Raw genomic sequence first — 23,004 nt, 5'->3', positions numbered from 1 at the left:
AAAATCTACCATTATATTTGTGCTAGAATAATCAGCTTAATTAATATGAATATAAAGTTAGCCATTTTAATTGTTATACTCCTTGCTTTTGGTTGCAAGAAAAAGGACGAATTATCATACAAACCTTTGAGTTTTAAAAGTGAAAAGTGTGCTGATTGTCCAAAGGTAATTGTTGATATTTTCGAATTTAATGATGGAAACGAATTAGCCAAAGTTGTAAATTCTGCTTTAAAAAAAGAAGTCATCAATCAACTTATTTATGACGATGAAATAAAGGTTTCTTCAATTGAGGAAGCTATCTCTTCTTTTAAAAATGGTTATCTAGAACTAAAAAAAATGTATCCTGATGAAACACTTGGGTGGGAAGCAGATATTAAAGGTAGTGTGCTTTATGAAAATGTAGATGTGCTTTCTATTAAATTAGAAACGTACATTTTTACTGGCGGAGCGCATGGATATAGTGTTACGCGCCTTTTAAATTTTGACAAGAAAAAGAATATCGCATTAGAAAACTGGGAGCTTTTTAATGACCCGGAAGGTTTTAAACATTTTGCGGAATTAAAATTTAAAATACAAGAAGATATACCACAAAACGGAACCATAAACAGTACTGGGCTAATGTTCGAGAATGATGAGTTTTATCTTCCCAATAATATTGGATTCACAAAAAATGGTTTACAACTAATTTATAATCAATACGAAGTTGCTTCGTACGCAGACGGACCCATGTCTATTACGCTACCATATGCTGAAATAAGAAATTATTTAGCGGTAGAGATAAAGTAAACATTTAAACTAAGAGATTTGCAATTTTAAAAGTGCTAATATGGAACCTAAGTGTAATCCTTCATGGTAAACATTAAAAGCAATAGCGTCTTCGACGTTTGTTAAAGTAACTTTTACACTCGTGGTATATTCATTATAGGTTTTAAAAACTCCGTTATCAAAGTCTTCTTCCATCCATTCTATGGTAGAAAACAAAAATCCTGCAATTTGTTCTATTTCTTCATCGGTTGCCGTGCCGTCAGGTACAGTTCCTTTTTTAAATTTTTCAACCAAATCGTCAGAAAAACGCATAGGCAATCCGCTAAGTTTGTACACCAAAATTTGTTGCGTTACCACCACATGGGCAATATTCCACCAAATGTTATTACGAAAACCATCTGGAATATGTAATAGTTGAGTTCTTGGCGTGTCCTTAAGAATTTTGTATAGGGTTTTCCTGTTCTGTAATGTGATATTAAATAGCTTTTTCAATTTGATCTGTTTTATAAGGTCTTAAAAATAGAACATTTCCAAAGAAATAGGTTTCTTTGCACCAAGGATTAACACAAAATTACATCTTTAAGAAAACTATTTATAAAACTCTTAAAATGAAAAAAATATATCATTTAAGTACTTGCGATACGTGTCAGAAAATTATAAAACAATTGCAACCGCTTGATAATTATCAACTTCAAGATATCAAGACTGATGCTATAACTGAAGCGCAATTAACCGAAATGTATAATTTGGCCGGGAGTTACGAAGCATTGTTTAGCAAAAGAGCCCGATTATTTCGTGAAAAAGGGTTACATGAAAAATCGCTATCAGAAAATGATTTTAAAAATTTAATACTGGAGCATTATACATTCCTAAAACGTCCTGTTATACTATCTGGTGATAATATATTTATAGGAAACAGCAAAAAAGTAGTTTCGGCTGCACAAGAATATATACATTCGTGAGCAATAGAACATTAGCACTATTAGCTGCCTTGACAGCAACTATTATTTATGGTTTAAACCATACCATTGCCAAAGAGGTAATGCCTACTTATATAAAACCATTTGGATTTATTTTCTTAAGAGTTTTTGGCGCTGCTATTCTGTTTTGGTGTATTGCTCCATTTGCTCCTAAACAAAAAATAGAAACTAAAGATTGGGGAAGAATTGTTATTTGTGGCGTAATGGGAATGGTTATAAATATGTTGGCTTTTTTTAAAGGCCTACAACTTTCAACCCCTATCAATAGTGCAGTTTTAGTTACCATAACCCCTATTATTGTAGTAATATTATCTGCTTTATTTATTAAAGAAAAAATTACTTTACAAAAAGGATTTGGTGTTTTTTTAGGTTTAGTAGGGGCTTTAACATTAATCCTTTTTGGAGCAGAGATTAGATCAGACGCACCCAATATTCCCCTAGGTAATTTCCTGTTTATTATTAATGCTACTTTCTATGGTTCTTACCTTATTCTAGTAAAGAAACTTATAGAAAAATACCATCCTTTTGTGCTGTTAAAGTGGCTTTTCACCGTGGGAGTTTTGGTGAATTTACCCATAACATTTTCTGAAGTTATAGAAATACAGTGGTCCGTATTACCATTAAATATTATAGGCGCTATAGTTTTTGTAATTCTCGGTACTACTTTTGGCACCTATTTATTAAATGCTTTTGCCTTAACACAATTAAAAGCCACAACCATTGGCGCATTTGTTTATTTGCAACCGTTAGTTGGCGTATTGTTCGCGCTACTTACTGGCAAAGATGCATTGACTAGTATAAAAGTAGTAGCCATGGTTTTAGTGCTATTTGGAGTCTACCTAGCTAGCAAACGTGTTAAGCCAAATCCTTAGGTATTTTTGTAAATCTGCGTGTATCTTCTTTCGTTAAAACCCTAAAATTTTCTGGTTTTTCGGCTTTGTTAAAAGCTGCTAAAAAATCATCAGTAAGTCCTGTTAAGCTTCTAGATTTTAAATCTATCCAAGCGCCCATCATTTCACAATGCGCAAAATTCCTCCCTTTGTAATCGTAGAAATTATGATGAAATTCAAAAAACTTACCGTCTTCACTCATGCCAACCACTTCCATAGAAACCTTTACTGGATGACCAGGAAAAGCCTCTTTGAAATAATAAATGTGTTCATAAAATACCACAGGTCCAATTTCATGCTCAGCCATAGTTTTATGGGTAAACCCTAATTCCATTAAATAAGCCATTCTGGTATGACTCATAAAATTAAGGTAAGCCGAATTTGCTAAATGGCGGTTAGCATCAACATCACTCCAACGAATTTCAAATTCTTTTAAATACATTTTTATTTTTTTTGTTATGCGTGCATAATAATCACAAAAATACCATAGTTTTGATAAATCGAGGTGCAAAACACCTAAAATTTATTCCCTATTTTTATAGTTTTAAAACAAAACATATGCATCAAAAAGCTCCATTTATAAATGATTTAGCTCTACCCGTTGTTACGGCTCCAATGTTTTTAATATCAGGACCACAATTGGTAATTGAATGTTGTAAAAATGGAATTGTAGGTACTTTTCCCGCATTAAACCAGCGAACAAGTGAAGGTTTTGAGGAATGGTTAATTGAAATTAAAGAAGCTTTAAAAACCTTTGAATTGGAAAAGGGTAAAAAAGCCGCTCCTTTTGGTGTAAACCTAATTGTTCATAATACCAATCCAAGATTAGAGGCAGATCTTAAACTTTGTATAAAACATAAAGTTCCTTTAATCATAACTTCTTTGGGAGCTGTTGCTAAGGTTGTTGACGCTATACATGGTTATGGCGGGCTTGTTTTTCATGATATCATTAAAAAGCGGCATGCAGAAAAGGCTGCCGAAGCTGGTGTAGACGGATTAATTCTTGTGGCTGCCGGAGCAGGTGGACATGCAGGAACCATAAATCCAATGACACTAGTTGCTGAAATTAAAAAATTCTACCATAAAACTATTCTGCTTTCTGGCTGTATAAGTACTGGTCGAGATATTGCATCAGCCATGCAAATGGGTGCGGATTTAGCCTATATGGGAACGCGATTTATAAATACAAAAGAAAGCAAGGCAACGGATGAATATCGCCAAATGATTATTGATGCAGGTGCTAGTGATGTTGTATACACAGCTTCAATTTCTGGTGTACATGCCAACTTCTTAGGGGCTAGTTTAAAAGCTGCTGGTATCACCGAAGAAGACTTAAAGAAAGATGTGAAAATTGATTTTGGTAAAGAACTAAATACTGAGGCTAAAGCATGGAAAACCATATGGTCTGCTGGACAAGGTGTAGCTATGATCGATGATGTAGAATCTGTTTCAGAATTAGTAGCTAACCTAAAAACAGAATTCAAATCTGCTATTCAAGAACAATTAGAACTATTAAAAGTTTTCCCGAAATAAAGACATATGCCTTTAATTTCATCTGCTTACGAACCGCCTTTTTTGTTCAAAAACGGACATTTCTCAACTATTTACTCTGGGGTAATAAGAAAAGTTAATGGGTTAGAACAAAAAAGAGATAGAATTACATTGCCTGATGGCGATTTTCTTGACTTAGATTGGAGTTATTCCATTAAAAAATCTAAAAAGGTAGTAATTGTGCTTCATGGTTTAGAAGGAAATGCGCAAAGACCTTATATTACTGGAGCTGCCAAACTTTTAAATGCGAATGGTTATGATGTTTGCGCTGTTAATTTTAGAGGTTGTAGCGGTGAAACTAATGCCCTATTTAGATCTTATCACTCGGGTGCGACAGAAGATTTAGAAGCTGTAGTTCATCATATAGTAAACTCCAGTAACTATGCTGAAATTTATCTTCATGGTTTTAGTTTAGGTGGCAATCTTCTTTTAAAATTTCTTGGCGAGCGAAATGAAATTCCTAAAGAAATAAAAGGAGCAATTGCTGTATCTGTTCCATGCGATTTGCACAGCTCTTTAAAGCAACTTTTAAAACCTAAAAATGTTTTATATGCAGCCAGATTTAAAAAACATTTAGTAGAAAAGCTACGCATAAAACAAACTATATTTTCTGATGAAATAGCCGATAAGGACATCAATAAAATTAAAACCTTGAAAGATTTTGATGATATTTACACCAGTAAAGCACATGGTTTTATTGATGCAATAGATTATTACACCAAATCTAGTTGCTTACAATTTTTACCTAATATTAAAATTCCTGCTTTAATCATTAATAGTAAAAACGACTCGTTCTTAGGTCAAGAGTGTTATCCCATTAAGGAGGCAGAAAACAATCCATATCTACATTTAGAAATTCCAAAATATGGCGGCCATGTTGGGTTTTACGGAGAAAATAATTCTACTTACACAGAAAAAAGAACAATTAATTTTCTGAAGGAACTATTTTAAATATGTAGATTAGTTATCTTAGTATTTTAAAAACATAAACAGAATGAAAAAAATATTTGGCCTTTTAGTTGCTACCGCTCTATTTGTAAGTTGTGGTGAAAAAAAAGAAGAAAAGAAAGATGGTTTTGAAATGAATCGCACCAAAACTGAAAAAAAATCTGAAGAAGTTTCAGAAGGAGTTCCAGTAGATATGGATAATGAAGGTATAGGTCCTTATAAAAATATTAAATTCCCTGCCGAAATAAATAAAGAGTTAGCAGCAGCTGGTGAAGCAAAATACAATACTGTTTGTACAGCTTGCCACATGGCAGACCAACGAATGATTGGCCCTGCATTATCAGGAGTTTATGAAAGAAGAAACCCAGCTTGGGTAATGAACATGCTTGCGAACCCTACGGAAATGATCAAGGAAGATCCAATTGCTAAGGCCTTGCTTAAAGAGTATAATAACGCGATAATGCTCAACAACAATTTATCTGATGAAGATACTCGTGCCATTGCAGAGTACTTGAGAACACTATAATTATTAAAAATACTTGATAAAAAAGGCGTTTACATAAATTTGTAAACGCCTTTTTTCTATTTATAAGCTTAGTTACTTCACCTTATCCGCAACGACTTTATAAGTTGGGTCTTCTAAAACATTTACATCTATGATATCAGCGGCATTCCCTAATAGTTTAATACAGTCTTTACTTAAGTGTTTTAAATGCACCTTTTTACCTACTTTCTTATAACGCTCTGTAAGTTTATTTAAGGCTTCAATTCCAGACATATCCGCAACTCTACTTTCCTTAAAATCTATGATTACTTCATCTGGGTCGTTTGGTACATCAAACTTTTCAGAAAAAGCTGTTGTAGATCCAAAAAATAAAGGACCGTAGATTTCATAGGTTTTTACTCCATTTTCATCCACACTTTTACGGGCACGAATACGTTTTGCATTTTCCCATGAATAGGCTAATGCAGATATAATAACTCCTAATAAAACAGCCACCGCGAGATTATGAGTTATTGCCGTTATTAAAGTTACCAAAACCATCACAATCACATCAGAATTAGGCATTTTTCTGAACGTTTTAAAACTAGCCCATTCAAATGTTCCGATGGCCACCATAAACATTAAGCCTACTAATGCAGCCATTGGTAATTGCTCTATTAAGCTAGACCCAAACATGATAAATACCAATAACATAACCGCCGCAGTAATCCCTGATAAACGCGCTCTAGCTCCTGAAGAGGTATTAATTAAACTCTGCCCAATCATTGCACAACCACCCATTCCAGATAAAAACCCTGAAAGTATATTGGCAGTTCCTTGAGCTACACATTCTTTATTTCCACTACCGCGTGTATCGGTAATTTCATCAATAATATTTAAGGTTAATAAACTTTCTATTAAACCTACACCAGCAACTATGGCTGCAAAAGGGAAAATAATTTTAAAAGTTTCTAGCGTAAACGGTATCTGTGGTATAGAAATTGGTGGAAATCCACCATTTATGGTTTGACCTTCTTTCATTGTATCCGCAACCGTTAGTGTGTCTATTCCAAAACCAATTACTATAGCAGAAACCACCAAAATAGCCACTAATGAAGAGGGTATAGCTTTAGTTAATTTAGGTAAACCCCAAATAATTATCATGGTCAATAAGGTAAGTCCTAACATAGTGTACAGCGCAGTACCTGATAATAAATCTTCGGTTCCTTTGGCATAAAAGTTAGGAAACTGTGCCATAAAAATAATTATCGCTAATCCGTTTACAAAACCAAACATAACTGGATGTGGCACTAGTCTTATAAATTTTCCTAAACGCAAAACACCAGCTAAAATTTGTAAAACGCCAGCAATAATTACGGTGGCAAAAACGTAATTCAATATTGTTTCTGGCTCAATGCCTGGAAAGGTGCGTTTTAATTCTAAAATTAAACCAACAAAAATTACTGCAACAGCTCCAGTTGCACCAGAAATCATTCCTGGACGACCACCAAATATTGACGTAATTAAAGCTAGAACAAAAGCAGCATACAATCCTGTTAATGGAGAAAATCCTGGTATTAAAGCAAAGGCAATTGCTTCTGGAACTAAAGCTAAAGCTACTGTTAATCCAGAAAGGATTTCCGTCTTGTAATCTACTTTTTGTTTAAAATCGAATAAATTAAGGTACTTTTTCACATCACTAAATTAAGGGCGCAAAAGTACTACTTTTCATTAAGACCATTCACATCTAGCTCTATTATAACGGTTTTCACATTATCCACTTACTATTTTTATTGAAATTTCATTATTTGTTTTTCCTACTAAAAAAAACCGCTATACCTTTTTACAAGTACAGCGGTTTTAACAACCAACCAACTAAAACTATTTTTAATTATTTCTTTTGTCTAGTAACATTCATTACTGGATTTTTAACTTTTACTCTCTTTTTAGATGTTGCAGTATTTTCAGATTTTAAATACTGTATATAACCTCTTCCTTTAAATTCGTACGTAGTACCACTATTTGGATGATACAATTCTATTGTGCTATCATTTATTACATATAACTCAAAATAATCATTGCCTAAAAAATCATAACTTAAGGTAATGGTTTTGAGTGTAGCATCATTAGCAACATCATATACCTGATAGTCTCCTTCAAAATCCCATTGAACATTATTTATTCCCGTTCCTGGACTATCTATTGACGATCTAAAATAATCCCCATTCGTTCCAGAAAGAAATTGCAAAAAGTTTTCATCATCAAAGTCATTTAACGCACCAGCTTGACTTGTATAAATTTTTTCCCAAACATCGTATTCTTGTAAAAAATATTGAATATTTTCATAGAAAAGCATGTCATAATCAAAATTATTACGCTGAAACCCTTTTAGGTAATATGAAGTATTGGATCTACGATCATAAAGTTCAATTGTTCTATTATTTAATACGAAAACTTCCAATTGCCAAAACCCATCAATATCATGGTTAATCTCCACAATACCGCTTATGCCATTATAAGCACCAACATCCACACCAAAACCGTTACCGTTTTTACCAATACCTGCAATATTATTATTTGCGAACATTGTTCCCTGACGAAATGATACTGTAAATGCTCGTTGCAAAAAGGGCACTTCTCCATTTCCTTTTGTGGCATTAATATCTACATACCAAAGTTCACTTGAACCAAGTACTTGGTTAACATTAAATGCAGGTTCCTCAATAATGTAATCATCTTCTATGATTACCTCTGTATAACAAGAAGATGCTAATACTCCTAAAAATATAAGTCCGAATAGTAGTTTTGTTTTCATAATAGCATATTTTAAATGTTATTAGCTATAAAACAATTCTCGTGCCAAGATTTTTATAAGTCTGATTATCAATATTTTATATTGATTTGATTTTAAGTAATTTTGTAACCGCAGAAAAATTTGTTAATCATATAAAGAATTGATTACCTTTCTTTCGTTTCAGATTGAATTATGAATAGAGATTTAAAATTTGCAGTATTAGGTGGAGGAAGTTGGGCAACGGCTATTGTAAAAATGTTGACCGAAAACGTGGATTCCGTGCAATGGTTTATGCGCAATACAGATGCTATTGAGCATATAAGAACACAAGGCCATAACCCAAACTATTTAAGTTCGGTGGAGTTTGATACAAACCAATTGGTTTTAACAAACGACATTAACGAAGCAATTGAGAATTCAGACATCATTATTTTTGTTATTCCTTCTGCCTTTTTAGAACATGAACTTGGCAATTTAAAAGTTTCATTAAAAGGCAAAACTGTATTTTCTGCCATAAAAGGTATTGTTCCAGAAACAGGATTAATTGTTGGGGAACACCTTCATGATAAATATGATATTCCGTATAAAAACATAGGTGTAATTACTGGTCCTTGCCATGCAGAAGAGGTGGCACTAGAGCGTTTATCTTATTTAACCATTGCATGTGCCGATAAGAAAAAAGCAGAAATTGTTGCTGAGCATTTAAGCAGCGATTATATAAAAACCAAAACTTCTGATGATATCATAGGCACAGAATACGCGGCAATGCTAAAGAACATTTATGCTATTGCTGCAGGAATTGCCCACGGATTAGGCTACGGCGACAATTTTCAGAGTGTGCTGATGAGTAATGCTATTCGTGAAATGAAGCGTTATATAAAACGTGTACACAGTATGAAGCGCAACATAAACAATTCGGCTTATTTGGGTGATTTATTGGTTACTGGGTATTCTGTTTTTAGTCGTAACCGTATGTTCGGAAATATGATTGGTAAAGGCTACACCGTAAAAAGTGCCATGATGGAAATGAAAATGGTAGCGGAAGGATATTATGCAACCAAAAGTGCATTTGAACTCAACAATAAGCGTAAAAAAAAGTCCAAAACTCCTATTTTAGATGCCGTTTATCAAGTGCTTTACAATGATAAAAATGCCAAAAAAGTATTTAAAGACTTGACCGAGAAATTGGATTAAATGATAAATTCTAATTTTTTCTAAATGGTACGGTTTAAAAATCCGTACCATTATTGTATTGGACTCAACTAAAATAATTCATTCATATGATAATTTATTATACATACGTTTTTAAAACCTATCGAACAGATTTAATCATATGTAAAGAAACTAGCATCATTTGTTTTGACAAATAAAGAAAACGCTCTGATTTTATTATCTTTTATTAAAAAATATTGTAAAATCTCATTTTTTTCTTCATTCAAAAGAATATAAATATCCTTTTTTAATGAATCATTTGAATAAGTAAAAAAAAGTTGTTTATCTAAAATTTCATGACTTTTATAATCAACTATATTTTCAATTTTTAAATTAGAAATATTATTAGTTGGCATTAACCAATTTTGAGTATCTTTTTTATTAAGCCGTATATTTAAGATGTGTTGTATAGCCACGTCACGACCTATTACTCCTCCAGGGTTTTTCTGTACCGAAAAAATCAAATATTTATCCACTACTTTTTCAGCAGAAATATTCTTATCATATAAATCCAATAAGAAATTACCTATAACCTGTTCTTCTGTATCCTTTTGGGAAAAAGACTTACAACAAGAAAACAAAATAAGAAGTATCATCAAAGAACTATTAATTTTAAATATTTTTAGCATTTTTCATTTGTTTTTGAAGGGGCGTTTCCTTTTGATTTATTAATCACTCTATTGTTGCTTGTATTTGCAGCTCTAACTTCTTGACCTAGTTTTGCTGGGCTTCTACCATTAAATAGACCAAAACCTCCACTTACTTTAGTGCTGGGAAGATTCAATCCTCCAAGATTTCCAACCGCAATACCAAAATCTGCACATGCATAATTATTTAAATTGTAAGTTTTAGGATGATTTTGCACATACTGAATAATATTACTCATTTGAGTTGCATTAATATTTGTAGATATACTAACATGGTATAATTCACCGCTATTATCTCTTAATTCGGAAACATAATCATTACCTACTGCAATGCCAGCATTTGTAGCTGTTGGAGGTGGGTAAAAACCAAAAACTCTCCTAATACCATCTTGCTCTATACCTACAAAAACATGACCTACATTATTTTCTCCAATTAACTCTAACGAATTTTCAGTAGGTTGTTGTATATATATAGTCAATTTTGAGCCTTTTGTTTTATCAAAACATTTGGTTGCTTCTTTAGGGTCGATTTTAGGACCACTCTCTTCGATTGTAATATTATTCCATTTTTGTAACTCAATTGATCTATAATAGTTAGCATATGCCATTCCCATTGAAGAATAATTATTTTGAGATCGATTCCATTGATAATAAAATGCAGAAGTCTGACTTGATGCAGACACATAATTATATGTACTAGCAGGAGGTGGGCTCACAATTACTTCATCTAGTTCTATGCCACAGGTAATTCCATAGCATGGATTTGTACTGAATGAATTAGTGAAAAAATTAAAAGATCCAAGGATATTACCATTAGAAATTTTAAAACCACTTAATATAGTGCCAGAAAAATCAGTTGAATAAATTGAGCCTGAAAAAGGCGAGTCTGTTTTACTAGAGTATAATTTATCCATTTTAGTGCTTTTTTCAGGAATATGATGTAAAAGTACGGTCTGTAACCTACCATCTATTACTATTTGCAAAACTTGTGTTTCAACATCCTTATATTTAGTAGTTGCTTTTGCAATATTTAACTTAGCATCTGTATTCGTAAGAGTAATTTGCTCCAGTGTTTCTATTTCTATATTTAAATCAATACTATTAATCCCTTTTTGTTTTTTACTTTGTTCATTTAAATTAACTGATTTAAAAAATTCTAATGAATTTTCTAAAGGCACAGTGGTTAGTCCACTTTGTTCTAAATTGGATTCTTCCAAACTAGTATTGTCAACAACCTCTTTGCTACAATTAAAAGATAAAAGAATTACTATTAGTGTAAATAATTTAAAAATGTTTTTTTTGCTTTTCATAATATTTAGTTTAACAAAATTAAAATAAGGATGATGGGAGCAAAAATATCGCCATATTATCGGATAGTGTAAACTATATGAAGAAAACTATAAATTTTGTACTTTTTTGTATTCATTAGGTGTAAGGCCAACTAATTTTTTAAATACTTTGTAGAAATTAGTTTTAGTATTAAATCCTGATTCTAAAGCAATAGATTCAATAGTATAATTTTCGAATGACTTGTCTAAAAGCATATTTTGTGCTTCTTTAATCCGTAAATTATTTACTAAATCTGCTAATCCTTCGTCAGAATACTTATTAATTATTTGTGATAAATAACCACTACTAACATTATATTTTGCAGCCAAAACATCTAAAGAAAGATTTGGATTTAAGTAAATTTTCTGGTTTTCAAAATCATTTAATAATTGCTGAAATAAAATATTTCCCTTCGAATTTTTTTTATCAATAGTTGGTTTATGTTCTTGTACTCCGTGATAAGTGTTTCTAATAACCCTTCTCTCATAATAAACTCTGAGCTCAATAAGTCCTTTAATACCTATCCAATAAATGACTATGGAAATACCTATCCATAAAGGGTAATAAATTTTTATTCCACTTGGATTATTATTATAAAATAACTGAGTGGTCAAAATCCAAAGTATAATTAAAATGATACCCGAAATCATACTATATTTAAGCCAATTGGTACTAATACCAATTTTATTGTAATCAAGTTTATTATTTAACTTCTCGAATTTATTAATCTCAATAAAACTTAAGAAAATCAATATTATTGAAAAAGACAACGTCAAAATCTCTGCGATTAGATTGTATTTTTTCAATAATGGTCTTTCTAAATACATTATATATGCTAAAATTTGATAGGTCATCCCCAAAACAAAAGGAAATAGTAACAAATAAATAATCTTTTTATTGCTTTTTTTTTGAATATAATTCCTGATAAATAAATAAAAAAATGGAAGTATTAGAAGTTCAAACTGTACGTAAACTACTTTGGGAATTTGATATTTATCCCTAATACCTATATCAATTAACCAATATTGTAAATTACTAAGGGTTAAACTTAAAACAGTAATAATAAGAAGAGTTTTTGCTTTAGAGTTTTTATTCTTATTTAAAAGATTAACAATTGAGAAGGTTATACCAAATATAATCCCGGAAAACATAAGAGTATTTAAAAAATTATAATGAAGCCCTTGTTCCATTTTAAAGTTTTTTCTCGAAAATAATCAGATTTAAAGAGAATTACAATTTTTCTACAGACACTGTTATTTTTTAAAATTAAATCATTTATCTACTATCATGTTGGAAGCTTTTCTATCCACCCCTTCAATTATAGAAAATGCAAAACATTTAGTTACAGAAATTTCTATTTTGAAACTCTGCTTTTTTTAAATAAAGAATAATATTACTTAATTCACAATAATGTTCACGCTAGCTTCATTACCTAAGGCATCTACTACAGATATGGTATGTACGCCAGGTTCTGTGAGAATTGCTATTTCGTGAAAATCTTTAGTTTCTTTAATAAAAGTACTATCTAAATACCAAAATACTTTAGTCTCTGGTTTGGCATGCGCCAACTTAAGCACAAGTTGATTTTTTTTGCCCTCAAAATTTTTAGCCAGAATAATGCTTGCGCCATCTTTAGGATAAATAAAATCCATAGTTGGTGTGTTAGTACTGATACAATCTGATCTAAAAGGAGGTAATGATCTGTACGTTGGATGCGATTTTTTATAATAATATTCTAGGAGCGGAGGTAACACAAACCAAGACGCTGCATTTGTTTGGGACAAATCTGCACAAGAAGAATTTACTCTAAACTGATTATTCTGATCTAAATGCACGGTTTGATGATAATTACAAACTGGAACGTAATTCTGTTTATTAGGTATTTGAATATTTTTTTTTGGACAAATAGGAGATGCTAAAAAGCCACTTTCTGCACAAACGGTAACCTCTGTAAATTCATCTAAAGGTGCTAAAAACCATTTTGATGTTGGAAGCACATCAAAAACATCGAAAAGTATGGGTGCTGCACTCGTAACTCCTGTAACATTTGGTCTACCTTCTCCATCTGCATTTCCTACCCAAACGCCCACAACATAATCCGTTGTTACGCCAATTGCCCATGCATCTTTGTTTCCAAAACTAGTACCTGTTTTCCAAGCAATTTCTTTGCTAGAATCGTAAAATTCCCAAGACTCGCTTCCTTCTGGCCTATTTACTTCTTTCATGGCTTGAAAAGTTAAGTAAATACTTGCCGCATCAAAAACAGTTTTCTCTGTAGATTTAGATCCAAAATCTATACTGGCATTCTGTGTCCAAATAGGTTCGACAAACTCGTTTTTAAAATACTCGCTAGATGTTTCGTTAAAATGATTTACCGTTGAAGCTAAATTAGCATAGGTTTTACATAAATCGTACAGATTACTTTCTGCACCACCTAAAATTAAAGTAAGCCCGTAATGATCCGCAGATTTTGTGAGTCCCCCTAATTTAAAAATATCCAATTGATCACGGAATTTTTCTAAACCATACGATTGTAATAACCGTACCGCAGGAATATTTAGAGAACGTGCTAAGGCCTTCTTTGCCTCGATTGCTCCAGTGTATTCTTCGTTGAAATTCTCTGGAGTATAACCCGCTATTTGTGTTGGAATATCAGGCACAAGCATATCGGGGAGCAACTCCCCGGCATCTAACATGGCATTATATAACAAAGGTTTCATGACGCTTCCAGTACTTCTATTGGCATGTACCATATCAACATCTTTTTCATGAAATTTATCGGTTGGGGTGTTCCCTACGTAAGCTATAACTTTTCTCGTCCTTACATCTAAAATCAAAACCGCAGCATTATAAACTTCATTTTGTTGTAGTGTATGGTAATATTTTTTAACAATTGAATTTACATTTTGCTGAATATTTTGATCAATAGAACTATGCACTCGCTCGCCTTTTTTGTTTTTGGCAACATACTGCACAAAGTGAGATGCCATACTCGGCAGTGCGAAAGGCTTTTGAGGTAATTCTTCTAATAATGCTAATTCGTAAGTGGTATTGTCGATAATTTTTTCATCCAATAATTTTTTAAGCAGTCCGTTTCTTTTGGTTAGTAATTTCGCTTGGTTTTTACCCGGATATATTAAACTTGGAGCATTTGGCAATACCGCAAGTGTTGCTGCTTCGGCCCAAGATAATTGATGCGGTTGCAGACCAAAATAGCGCCATGATGCCATTTCTAAACCTACAACATTCCCACCATAGGGCGCATGACTAGCGTATAACTGTAATATTTCGTCCTTAGAAAATCGCAATTCTAAGCGGGTGGCAAGTATAAGTTCTATAAATTTTTCGCCATACGATCTTTTTTGTTGCTCACGAGAAAGTCTAATTACTTGCTGCGTAATAGTACTGCCACCGCGTACCGTTTTGCCTGCTGAGATATTTGATTTTATGGCTTTAAACATTGAAATAGGATTAAAACCAGGGTGCTTGTAAAAATAAGCGTCTTCAAAATTAAGAAGACAAACTTTTATTTTATAGGGCACGCTATCAACCACTGGAAAACGCCATTGACCATCATCTGCAATTTTAGCACCTAATAATTCTCCTTGTTTACTTTCTACCACTGTGGCAGTTGGAGATTTAAATAGCGTTTTAGGCAAACAAAAATAGTAGGCAATTGATATTACTACCAAGGTAATAAGTTTTTTTGGGTGGTTTTTTAAGATACGAAGTATTTGCTCTTTCATATAAAAAAGAATTCTTACTTCTGAAATTCATATTCTCTTTCAACTAAACAAACACGAACTTTATACCATGAATACCAATTCTTGATTCCTGATTGTTGAGCAAATAGATGATCTGTATTTTTTTTCCAATTAGCGATATCAGCTTGGCTCTCCCAATAACTTACCGTTATTCCTATTTCTTCTCGAGCACTTTCTACTCCTAAAAAACCTGTTTGCTGCTTGGCTAATTCCACCATTTTATCAGCCATTTCACCATACCCATTATCTCCAGGAGTTCTGGTAGAGGTAAAAATTACAGCATAATATGGATTTTTCATTCTTTACTGAATATATTCTTTATCTATAAAATATCCAACAATGGCTTCTTTCATTAAAACAGATTGTTCCCCTGCTTTTAGTGGTGGCAATTCTTCTTTAATGGTATAATGTGGCCATCCTTCTTCATCAAAATAATCAAAAGCATAGAATCCGTAAGGTTCTAATAACCTACAAATAGCAATATGCATTAAATCTAACTTTTCATCTTTTTTATAGGTTCTATGATATTTTCCTAATTCTTGAACTCCCACTAAATAAATTATGGCATCTAGCTCTAAAGGATCACCGTCGGCAAACTGTGCAGATAGCTTTTCTACAAGCAGCTCCCAACGCTCTTTTAACTGTATATCTCTTGACATTAATTTTCCCTTATTTAGACTTTTTTGCATTATAAAAGCTTACGTTCCAATCTATATTGTTCTGAAACTAAATGTCTGAACTTTTGTAAATTAGAATAACGAATTACAAAGGTACAAATCAAAGTTCTATATTTGTTTTAAAGCGTGTAATATGAATTTTTTAGATATAATATTAGGGTTATTACTAGCCTATGGGCTATACAAAGGACTTAAAAATGGTTTATTTGTGGAGTTGGCTTCTCTTATTGCATTAATTGCAGGTATATATGGTGCTATTCATTTTTCATATATAGCTGGAGATTACTTATCTAAAAATATGGAATGGGATGAAAAGTATATGAATATTACTTCATTCGTTATTACCTTTGTCGCCATTGTAATTCTTGTTCATTTGTCAGCTAAATTACTTACCAAAATTGCTGATTTTGCCATGCTTGGTTTACTAAACAAAATTGCTGGAGGAATTTTCGGAACCGTAAAAGTAGCAGTAATTATAGGCGCCTTTTTAATATTTTTCGATGGCATGAACAACACTTTTAGTTTTATAAATGATGAAACCAAAAGCGAATCTAAACTGTATAAACCAATTAAAGAAATTGGTGCTTTTGTGTTCAGTAAGGTGCTTTATAAACCTAATGATATTGAATAACTTGTAAAAAACAGCCTATTTTTTATATCATTTAAGCCCTGTTCATCAGCTAAAAAGTTAGTTTTAAGTATGTTAAAAGGTAGTTGGTCGAAACTTTTCTATTAAAAAAACCATCATATTTATCTTTGAAGTGTAACTTAAAAAGCCTGAGTTTGATTAGTATTAAAAATACACCATTTTATAAAGAAGCCTTTAACGAGCTAAACTATAGTTTTGGTAATTATTTTTTATTTGAAGGTTTCGTTGTAGCTGAAATCAATGAAGACGTAGTTTATTCATGGGAAAAACATGGGAAAATGGTAAGCGGCGAAATTGCTAACCTCTATGATCAAAATGGTGAAGATTTAATTTACATCACTAACAGAATTAACAATTATTCGGTTAACCCTTTGGGTTGGCTGCAATTTTTTAAGAATAATTATAGACTTAAAGCTTATGGTATTGTTACCTATACCAAAAAAGGCTATTCTAATACTATTCTAGAGAAAATTTTTATGAATATTAATATTTACCGGTATTCATCTTTAAAGGAAGCTATTGAATGGGCTAAAATAACGAGAACCTCAGTTATCAGCGCATCTTAAACATTAAATTACATAATTCTCATAAATAGAAAAACCCCATAAATTATGGGGTTTCTTGTATTTAAAAAGCTATAAATTTTATTGAACAACTTTAATCCATTGCCCTTTGGTTCTAGCAACATAATCATTATCATACATTGCTTCAACTTGTACTCCTGGCAAATAATAGGTGCCTAAATACGAGGCATTTAAAAGAATTCTAAATGTTTTGGTTTCATTCTTATTCATATTAAAATAGAAATTAGCGCGATCGTCACGTAAATCTGTATACGTGACATCATTTTGTGCAAAATCTCCAAAATCTGTAAATCGTGTATTTACAATTTCCCAACCACTAGGGAAAATCTCAGAAAGAGCCATGTTGTTAATTGCATTACCCGTAGTATTTGTAAGCGTTACCTCAGCAACAAAGTCTGTTCCCTGACTTATTGAGGAGATATTAATACTAGAACCATCACGACCTTTAAAAGTTGTTCGTACGGCTAAATTACGTTGAATTTCTTTTTCCTCTCCAACCGGTAATATTCCACTATTTACAATACTAACATATAGCAAATTGCCTTCTAAATTTTTTAATTGAATTGAGTTAGTACCTTTTTTAATTTCCAAGGTTCTACTCGCTAAAGTTTTACTTGTAGCTATATTATCTGTTTTACTATTTACAGTTACACTTGCTTTTATGCCTTTTCCACCCACCATTTCAGCAAATTTTGCCATGGCTAATAAACTATAAGATGTGCTTTGAGTACTCATCCATCTTTGCTCATTTAAACTTTTTGCAATAGTTTTAGCCAATTCTTGAGCCTTCGTTTTGTCTTTCATTAACACATACGTTTCCAAAGCCATAGCGCGATTTCTTTCCGATGAACCATAGGTGTAATAGTTATATTTATAGCTGTCAAAATCTACGCTAGCCGTTTTTAAAATTTGCTGTGCTACATTATCCTGACCTACAAGTCCGTAAGCCGCAGCTAATCTAAATTTTGCTTCATTAGAAACTCCGTTAGTTTCTCGTAATCTATTCATTGAAGCCACATCAGCATTTCCAGAAAGCGCTAAAGTATATAAACGATATGCCTGTGCAAGATCTGAATAATTACCTCCTGATCGCCATTGTTTAGCTGTATTCTGTTGGTATTTTACCCAATTTGTTTTAAAGCCTATAGGCATTACATATCCTTTTTTCTCCGCTTCTAATAAAAAGTGTCCAGCATAGGTTGTTCCCCAATCATCTGTACTGCCAAGACCTGGCCAATAAGAGAATCCACCATTTGGTCTCTGGAAACCGCCCAATCGTTTTATAGCATTATTAACGTTTTTCTGAGTTTCGCTTTTCTTAGCGGAAGACATATCAAAAATATCATTCAAAAATAACTGTGGGAAAGCGGCTGATGTAGTTTGTTCAACACACCCATGTGGGTATTGAATTAAATATTGCATTCTACCATCAAAACTCATAGGTGGTAGTGTAGAGAATTCTATACTCGCCGTATTACTTCCAGAAATTCCAAAAGTCTCCAGATTTATAGTTTGACTACTATTTGCCTCAAGTTGTACATCTTGAATTGTGGTTGTCAAAGGATTTGGATTTACCACATCAATAGGAATTTCGAATGATGCTGTTTCGCCACCACCAGAAGCTTCAACAATTACTTTTCCAATGCCTTTAAAATCGGCAACATCCAAATCAAAATAAACCATTTTTTCATCAGGTTGACTAAATGTAAGTGATTGTGTTGCATCACCTACTATTTTAAATGATTTGTCTTGTTTAATTCGTACCGTTACATTTTTTACTTTAGACTCCATTGCAAAAACGGTAACTGGCAATGTTACTTTTTCGCCCGGTGTAATTTTACGTGGTAATGATGCTAAAACCATAAGCGGTTTGCGCACAGCCGTCGTTTTTTCTGCCATTCCATAGGCTTCTTTTTCAGCATTACCTGCAATAACCATGGTTCTTACAGACCCCACATATTTTGGTATTTTAATAGTATGTGATTTAGCTTCGCCTGCCTTTAAGCTGAAAGGACCTAAATGAACTACAATAGGCTCAAATCTGTTTGCTTTTTTATTTTTTGCTCCTGCTAATTCATCATCTCCACCAATTGCAAATACTTGATCTATGCGACCTCCAAAAGCACCAATAACATCATCATAAATATCCCAAGTTTTTACTCCTAAAGCTTCTTTTGCATAAAATGAGCTCCATGCATCTGGAGTTTTAAAACGAGTTAGATCTAACAAGCCATCATCAACTATTGCAATGGTATAGGTCATTGCTTTTTTATTTTTCTCGTTTATTTTAACTGTTATGCTTTCTTCAGGACGCAAAACATCCGGCATTGAAATTTGAGGCACTAATCTGGTATTTGGATTTTCAACTCCAACTCCAACAACACCATACATTCTAATTGGAGAATCGTTTAAGGTAGATGCATGCGGTTGTAATAATGCTATGTTTATATAAATATTTGGTGTGTATAACTCGGTTATCGGAAGTTCAAATTTCGTTTCTCCCTTTTTAGTTTCTACCCATAGTGATTCAAGAACTTCACTCCCGTTTTCTACAGTTACCAATGCTCTGCCACCTTCCGAACTAGGAAAAGTAATGACTGCCTTTTCGCCTACATTATAATTTTCTTTATCCGTTGAAAATAATAACATTGTTGCCGCTGATGGATCATTTTTACGAGATTTTCCTGCCCATCCTGGCCAATCTATATAGATAGTTTTTCCAGTGGCATGTCCGCCATTTTGATCTTCAACACGAACTAAATAACGACCCCAATCTGGATATTTAAGTTCAAAATTAAATGTTGCCTTACCGTTAGAAGAGGTATTAATAGTTTCTTCATAAACCTTCTCGTAATATTCACTACTGCTATATGAAGATAGATTATCTGCCGAATTGTCCCACCACCATCTCCAGCTTACTTTTTGTACCGTAACTTTTAAATTTTGTTTTGCCTTTGGCTTACCATTTTCATCAACAGTAACTACCTCAAAATTATGCTTAACATCGGTAAGTAGCATTCCTCTGGTTTTATCTCCTTTTGGAACATTTAAACCTATGTAAGTATCAAAAGGAGAGTAGGTTTTAGTAAACACATCAGTACTATAATCGCCTCCATTTTCGTAAACTTTAGTAATGAAGGCAGCATTTAACATTCCAGGAGCATTACCACTTAATTGAGGGCTAATGCTGAAATTTGCTTTGCCTTCCTCATCTACCTTACCATTAAAAACTACTTGATCTTCACTTGAAAAACTACGAGAAGGATCATCAAAAACATAACTTGGATAATTTTTGAATGTGGTTGTTTTTGTATTGAATTTAGCGGTAATATCTGCTTTCAAATTTTTAGCAATGGCTCCATGTAACCATTTTACTTCCATTGTTCCTCTCACAGGTTGAGAACCATCTAAAATTTCGCTAGCAAAATCAGTTCTTATTTTAAGCCTATTAGGTTTTATGGTTTCAATTTTAATAGTTTTTGTAAACGATGCCCCACCGACTGTAACTTTAGCTAACCAGTTACCTGTTGGTGCATTTTCATCAGTCTTTAACTCAAAATTGTAAAAATTATCTAATCCGTATGTTTTTACTTCTTTATAAACCACTTTGTTATACGGGTCTAATAGTTCTAATTTTACAGGGTGGTTTGTTGGAAGTTTGTTTGCATTATCATTGAGCATAAAAGACAAAAATATATTGTCGCCAGGTCTCCACACACCACGTTCGCCGAAAATAAATCCTTTAATGCCTTTCTGTAATTTTACTCCAGAAACATCGAACTTACTGACAGATAAAACATTACCGTCATTTAATTTAATATAAGTTTTTTGCCCATTTTTTTCAACTATGGCAAAATAGGCTTGATTATTCGTGGCATCAAAAAAGGTCATGCCTTTATCATCTGTGGTAACAGAACCCACAGGTTGTTGCTGATAATTATAAAAAACAACTTTTGCTCCTGCCATTGGTGCGGTAGAAACAATATCATTAACAGCAATAAAAAAGCTTTTATTCAATCCTTTTTTAATAGTTACACCTATATCACTCGCCAAAACATTTATAGATACTTTCTTGTCATAATAATAAGAAGTATGGCATGGGTTTTCGCGTTCATTCCAGTTATAATCGTAATAGTAATAATCGTCGTAATATTCTTCAACACCATCCCATGAACTTTCTTCACTTTCTGAATCGTAATCTTCAGATTCTTCTTTAGCAGTGTCAAAATTTGTAGATTCACATTTATATAAACTATAAGAAGGTTTAAATGAAAACTCTACATGATAAATAGCGCCTTGTTCAGGAGTGATAATAGATTTTAAATCTAGAGCATGCGCAGACCATTTACCGTTATTTGCAGTTAAGTTATTTTGAAGCTCCAATTTTTTAGCAGCTACTGGTCTACCTACTTGTTTTAGGTTATAATTGCCATTTATATTATTGTTTTGAAGAAACTGAAGTACATTATTTTCGTAAATGCGCAATACGGTAACATCTACATATTTAAGATTTACGGCTTCAAAATTTATTTTAAGATTATTGGATGATGGTAGTATTGTACCGTTTGAAAGTAATCTAACCTCTGGTTTAATTTGTTCAAAAGCTATACGTTCTTCATATTTTGTTTTTAATTTAAACCCATCAACGCTTTCTATTCCGTTAAATACTTCTAGTAAAGCAGTGCCAGTAATTTCAATAGACGGGTAGACCTTTAAGGTATTACCATTTACACTATATTTTAAATTATTATCCCCTTCTAAAACTACAAGACCTTTAAAATTTTGGCCTTTTTTAAGTGGGTCAGAAAAGTTAATTGACACATGAGGTTTTTCATTGTTTTCCACGATAACATCTAACACAACAAAATTGTTTTTACCTGGTATTACAATGGTATTACTTCCTTTGCTATTAATATCGTATTTAGAGCCATCCCATACTACCTCTAAATTTGAATCTTCGGTATATCTTTGAATACTATCAATTTTAAACTGAAATAATGTCCCCTCTTTTACTGAAGAATCAAATTTTACTTTAATATCTTTTCCGTTTTGTTTTACCTGTATTAATTTTTGGGCAATATCTAAAGTAAGTAGGTCTGCACTGCGTAATTGACCTTCTATATACTGTTTTTCTTTAGAGTAAGACTGTATTGGATTGGTATAAATAGTAAACTGTTGTTCTATTGTTTTTACTAAAAAAGTAAGCTCTTCAAGATCTTTAGGTATATCTTTTACAATGTCGCCAAGCGCTAATGTAAAAGAATACTCTGTATTCTGTTTAAATCCGTTTTCAGGAACAAAAGCAATGGTTCTATCGTCTAGCGCAATTACTTTTCCGTTTACACTAGGAGACACTTCAAAAAGACTTTTATCTAGCGTTGCACCATTTTTCCACGATGTAACAGGAGCTTTTAATACAACACGAACATCACTCTTTGAAGCTATGATCCCATGGGTTACCTCTGAAATGTATTCTTGATACCTGTTTAAATTATCAGATTGATTTTTAAAATCAATTGATTTGTCTTTACAACTAAAAATAAATAAAACAGCGAATGCTAAAGAGAAAAGTCTAATGTTCATGAATACAGGATTTTGTCTAGTAAATATACTAGGTTTATTAGAATGATAACTAACGGAATACCGTGATTTTTTTTTACCTGTTAAATGCTAGAAAATTTGTTCTAAAAAAGACAATCTTGCTCTAGATTTATTGCAACCCGAAAAAAG

Annotated in this window: 20 protein-coding genes; 9 read left to right on the top strand and 11 right to left on the bottom strand. The window is 32.5% G+C overall.

What is annotated here, in order from left to right:
- Positions 1-45 precede the first annotated feature (45 nt).
- Positions 46-786 (top strand): DUF3298 and DUF4163 domain-containing protein, encoded by a 741-nt coding sequence (locus B8963_RS05295; RefSeq protein ID WP_084060358.1) that lies wholly within the window; start codon positions 46-48, stop codon positions 784-786.
- A gap of 9 nt (positions 787-795) precedes the next feature.
- Here B8963_RS05295 and B8963_RS05290 read toward each other — a convergent pair whose 3' ends face one another.
- Positions 796-1,257: a DinB family protein gene (locus tag B8963_RS05290; protein ID WP_084060357.1), complete on the bottom strand. Its 462-nt coding sequence runs from the start codon at positions 1,255-1,257 to the stop codon at positions 796-798.
- Between the two features lie 116 nt (positions 1,258-1,373).
- Here B8963_RS05290 and B8963_RS05285 point away from each other — a divergent pair, with 116 nt between their 5' ends.
- Both B8963_RS05285 and B8963_RS05280 read left to right on the top strand, forming a co-directional pair.
- Positions 1,374-1,727: an arsenate reductase family protein gene (locus B8963_RS05285; protein WP_084060356.1), complete on the top strand. Its 354-nt coding sequence runs from the start codon at positions 1,374-1,376 to the stop codon at positions 1,725-1,727.
- Entirely contained in the window at positions 1,724-2,617 is an 894-nt protein-coding gene (locus B8963_RS05280; protein WP_084060355.1) for a DMT family transporter, read from the top strand. Before B8963_RS05285 ends, B8963_RS05280 begins: the two co-directional genes overlap by 4 nt.
- Here the strand turns inward: B8963_RS05280 and B8963_RS05275 are convergent.
- Positions 2,601-3,077 (bottom strand): acyl-CoA thioesterase, encoded by a 477-nt coding sequence (locus B8963_RS05275; protein WP_084060354.1) that lies wholly within the window; start codon positions 3,075-3,077, stop codon positions 2,601-2,603. The two genes, B8963_RS05280 and B8963_RS05275, sit on opposite strands and share 17 nt — an antisense overlap.
- A gap of 116 nt (positions 3,078-3,193) precedes the next feature.
- On the opposite strand from B8963_RS05275, the gene B8963_RS05270 reads away from it, so the two are divergent.
- From B8963_RS05270 to B8963_RS05260, 3 genes are read left to right on the top strand one after another with little or no spacing between them, the layout of a single operon-like run.
- Positions 3,194-4,168: an NAD(P)H-dependent flavin oxidoreductase gene (locus tag B8963_RS05270; RefSeq protein WP_084060732.1), complete on the top strand. Its 975-nt coding sequence runs from the start codon at positions 3,194-3,196 to the stop codon at positions 4,166-4,168.
- A 6-nt stretch (positions 4,169-4,174) separates the two neighbouring features.
- Positions 4,175-5,137, top strand: coding sequence for a YheT family hydrolase (locus B8963_RS05265; RefSeq protein ID WP_084060353.1), 963 nt, complete (start codon positions 4,175-4,177; stop codon positions 5,135-5,137).
- 43 nt (positions 5,138-5,180) lie between these two features.
- A complete protein-coding gene (locus tag B8963_RS05260) occupies positions 5,181-5,660 on the top strand; it encodes a c-type cytochrome (RefSeq protein WP_084060352.1) in 480 nt (159 codons plus the stop codon).
- Between the two features lie 72 nt (positions 5,661-5,732).
- On the opposite strand, the gene B8963_RS05255 is transcribed toward B8963_RS05260, so the two are convergent.
- Both B8963_RS05255 and B8963_RS05250 read right to left on the bottom strand, forming a co-directional pair.
- Positions 5,733-7,313 (bottom strand): SulP family inorganic anion transporter, encoded by a 1,581-nt coding sequence (locus tag B8963_RS05255; RefSeq protein ID WP_084060351.1) that lies wholly within the window; start codon positions 7,311-7,313, stop codon positions 5,733-5,735.
- Positions 7,314-7,509: 196 nt separating this feature from the next.
- Positions 7,510-8,433 carry a nicotinic acid mononucleotide adenyltransferase gene (locus tag B8963_RS05250; protein ID WP_084060350.1) on the bottom strand — a complete coding sequence of 308 codons (924 nt, stop codon included), beginning with the start codon at positions 8,431-8,433 and terminating at the stop codon, positions 7,510-7,512.
- Between the two features lie 171 nt (positions 8,434-8,604).
- On the opposite strand from B8963_RS05250, the gene B8963_RS05245 reads away from it, so the two are divergent.
- Positions 8,605-9,606: an NAD(P)H-dependent glycerol-3-phosphate dehydrogenase gene (locus B8963_RS05245; protein WP_084060349.1), complete on the top strand. Its 1,002-nt coding sequence runs from the start codon at positions 8,605-8,607 to the stop codon at positions 9,604-9,606.
- A gap of 131 nt (positions 9,607-9,737) precedes the next feature.
- On the opposite strand, the gene B8963_RS05240 is transcribed toward B8963_RS05245, so the two are convergent.
- The 6 genes from B8963_RS05240 to B8963_RS05215 all read right to left on the bottom strand — a co-directional run bounded on the left by B8963_RS05240 (position 9,738) and on the right by B8963_RS05215 (position 16,023).
- Positions 9,738-10,253, bottom strand: coding sequence for a hypothetical protein (locus tag B8963_RS05240; RefSeq protein WP_143312473.1), 516 nt, complete (start codon positions 10,251-10,253; stop codon positions 9,738-9,740).
- Complete coding sequence (locus B8963_RS05235) at positions 10,247-11,581, bottom strand: hypothetical protein (protein WP_084060347.1); 1,335 nt, start codon at positions 11,579-11,581, stop codon at positions 10,247-10,249. The genes B8963_RS05240 and B8963_RS05235 overlap by 7 nt, the downstream gene beginning before the upstream one ends.
- Positions 11,582-11,668: 87 nt before the next feature.
- Positions 11,669-12,790 carry a helix-turn-helix domain-containing protein gene (locus B8963_RS05230; protein WP_084060346.1) on the bottom strand — a complete coding sequence of 374 codons (1,122 nt, stop codon included), beginning with the start codon at positions 12,788-12,790 and terminating at the stop codon, positions 11,669-11,671.
- 207 nt (positions 12,791-12,997) lie between these two features.
- Positions 12,998-15,346 (bottom strand): penicillin-binding protein 1C, encoded by a 2,349-nt coding sequence (pbpC, locus tag B8963_RS05225; RefSeq protein WP_084060345.1) that lies wholly within the window; start codon positions 15,344-15,346, stop codon positions 12,998-13,000.
- 14 nt (positions 15,347-15,360) lie between these two features.
- A complete protein-coding gene (locus B8963_RS05220) occupies positions 15,361-15,663 on the bottom strand; it encodes an antibiotic biosynthesis monooxygenase family protein (protein WP_084060344.1) in 303 nt (100 codons plus the stop codon).
- 3 nt (positions 15,664-15,666) lie between these two features.
- Positions 15,667-16,023, bottom strand: a complete 357-nt coding sequence (locus B8963_RS05215; protein ID WP_084060731.1) for a hypothetical protein — start codon at positions 16,021-16,023, stop codon at positions 15,667-15,669.
- Between the two features lie 151 nt (positions 16,024-16,174).
- Here B8963_RS05215 and B8963_RS05210 point away from each other — a divergent pair, with 151 nt between their 5' ends.
- Together B8963_RS05210 and B8963_RS05205 are read left to right on the top strand one after the other, a co-directional pair.
- The gene (locus tag B8963_RS05210) at positions 16,175-16,672 is read left to right on the top strand and encodes a CvpA family protein (protein WP_084060343.1); all 498 of its coding nucleotides are present in this window, start codon (positions 16,175-16,177) and stop codon (positions 16,670-16,672) included.
- A gap of 152 nt (positions 16,673-16,824) precedes the next feature.
- Entirely contained in the window at positions 16,825-17,256 is a 432-nt protein-coding gene (locus tag B8963_RS05205; RefSeq protein ID WP_084060342.1) for a hypothetical protein, read from the top strand.
- 78 nt (positions 17,257-17,334) lie between these two features.
- Here B8963_RS05205 and B8963_RS05200 read toward each other — a convergent pair whose 3' ends face one another.
- Positions 17,335-22,857, bottom strand: coding sequence for an alpha-2-macroglobulin family protein (locus B8963_RS05200; protein WP_084060341.1), 5,523 nt, complete (start codon positions 22,855-22,857; stop codon positions 17,335-17,337).
- Positions 22,858-23,004 lie beyond the last annotated feature (147 nt).

This window comes from Cellulophaga tyrosinoxydans (genome assembly GCF_900176415.1).
In the GTDB taxonomy this organism is placed as follows: Bacteria; Bacteroidota; Bacteroidia; order Flavobacteriales; family Flavobacteriaceae; genus Cellulophaga; species Cellulophaga tyrosinoxydans.
Note: the sequence above shows the minus strand (reverse complement) of the source record. Positions and strands in the feature narration are given on the sequence as shown.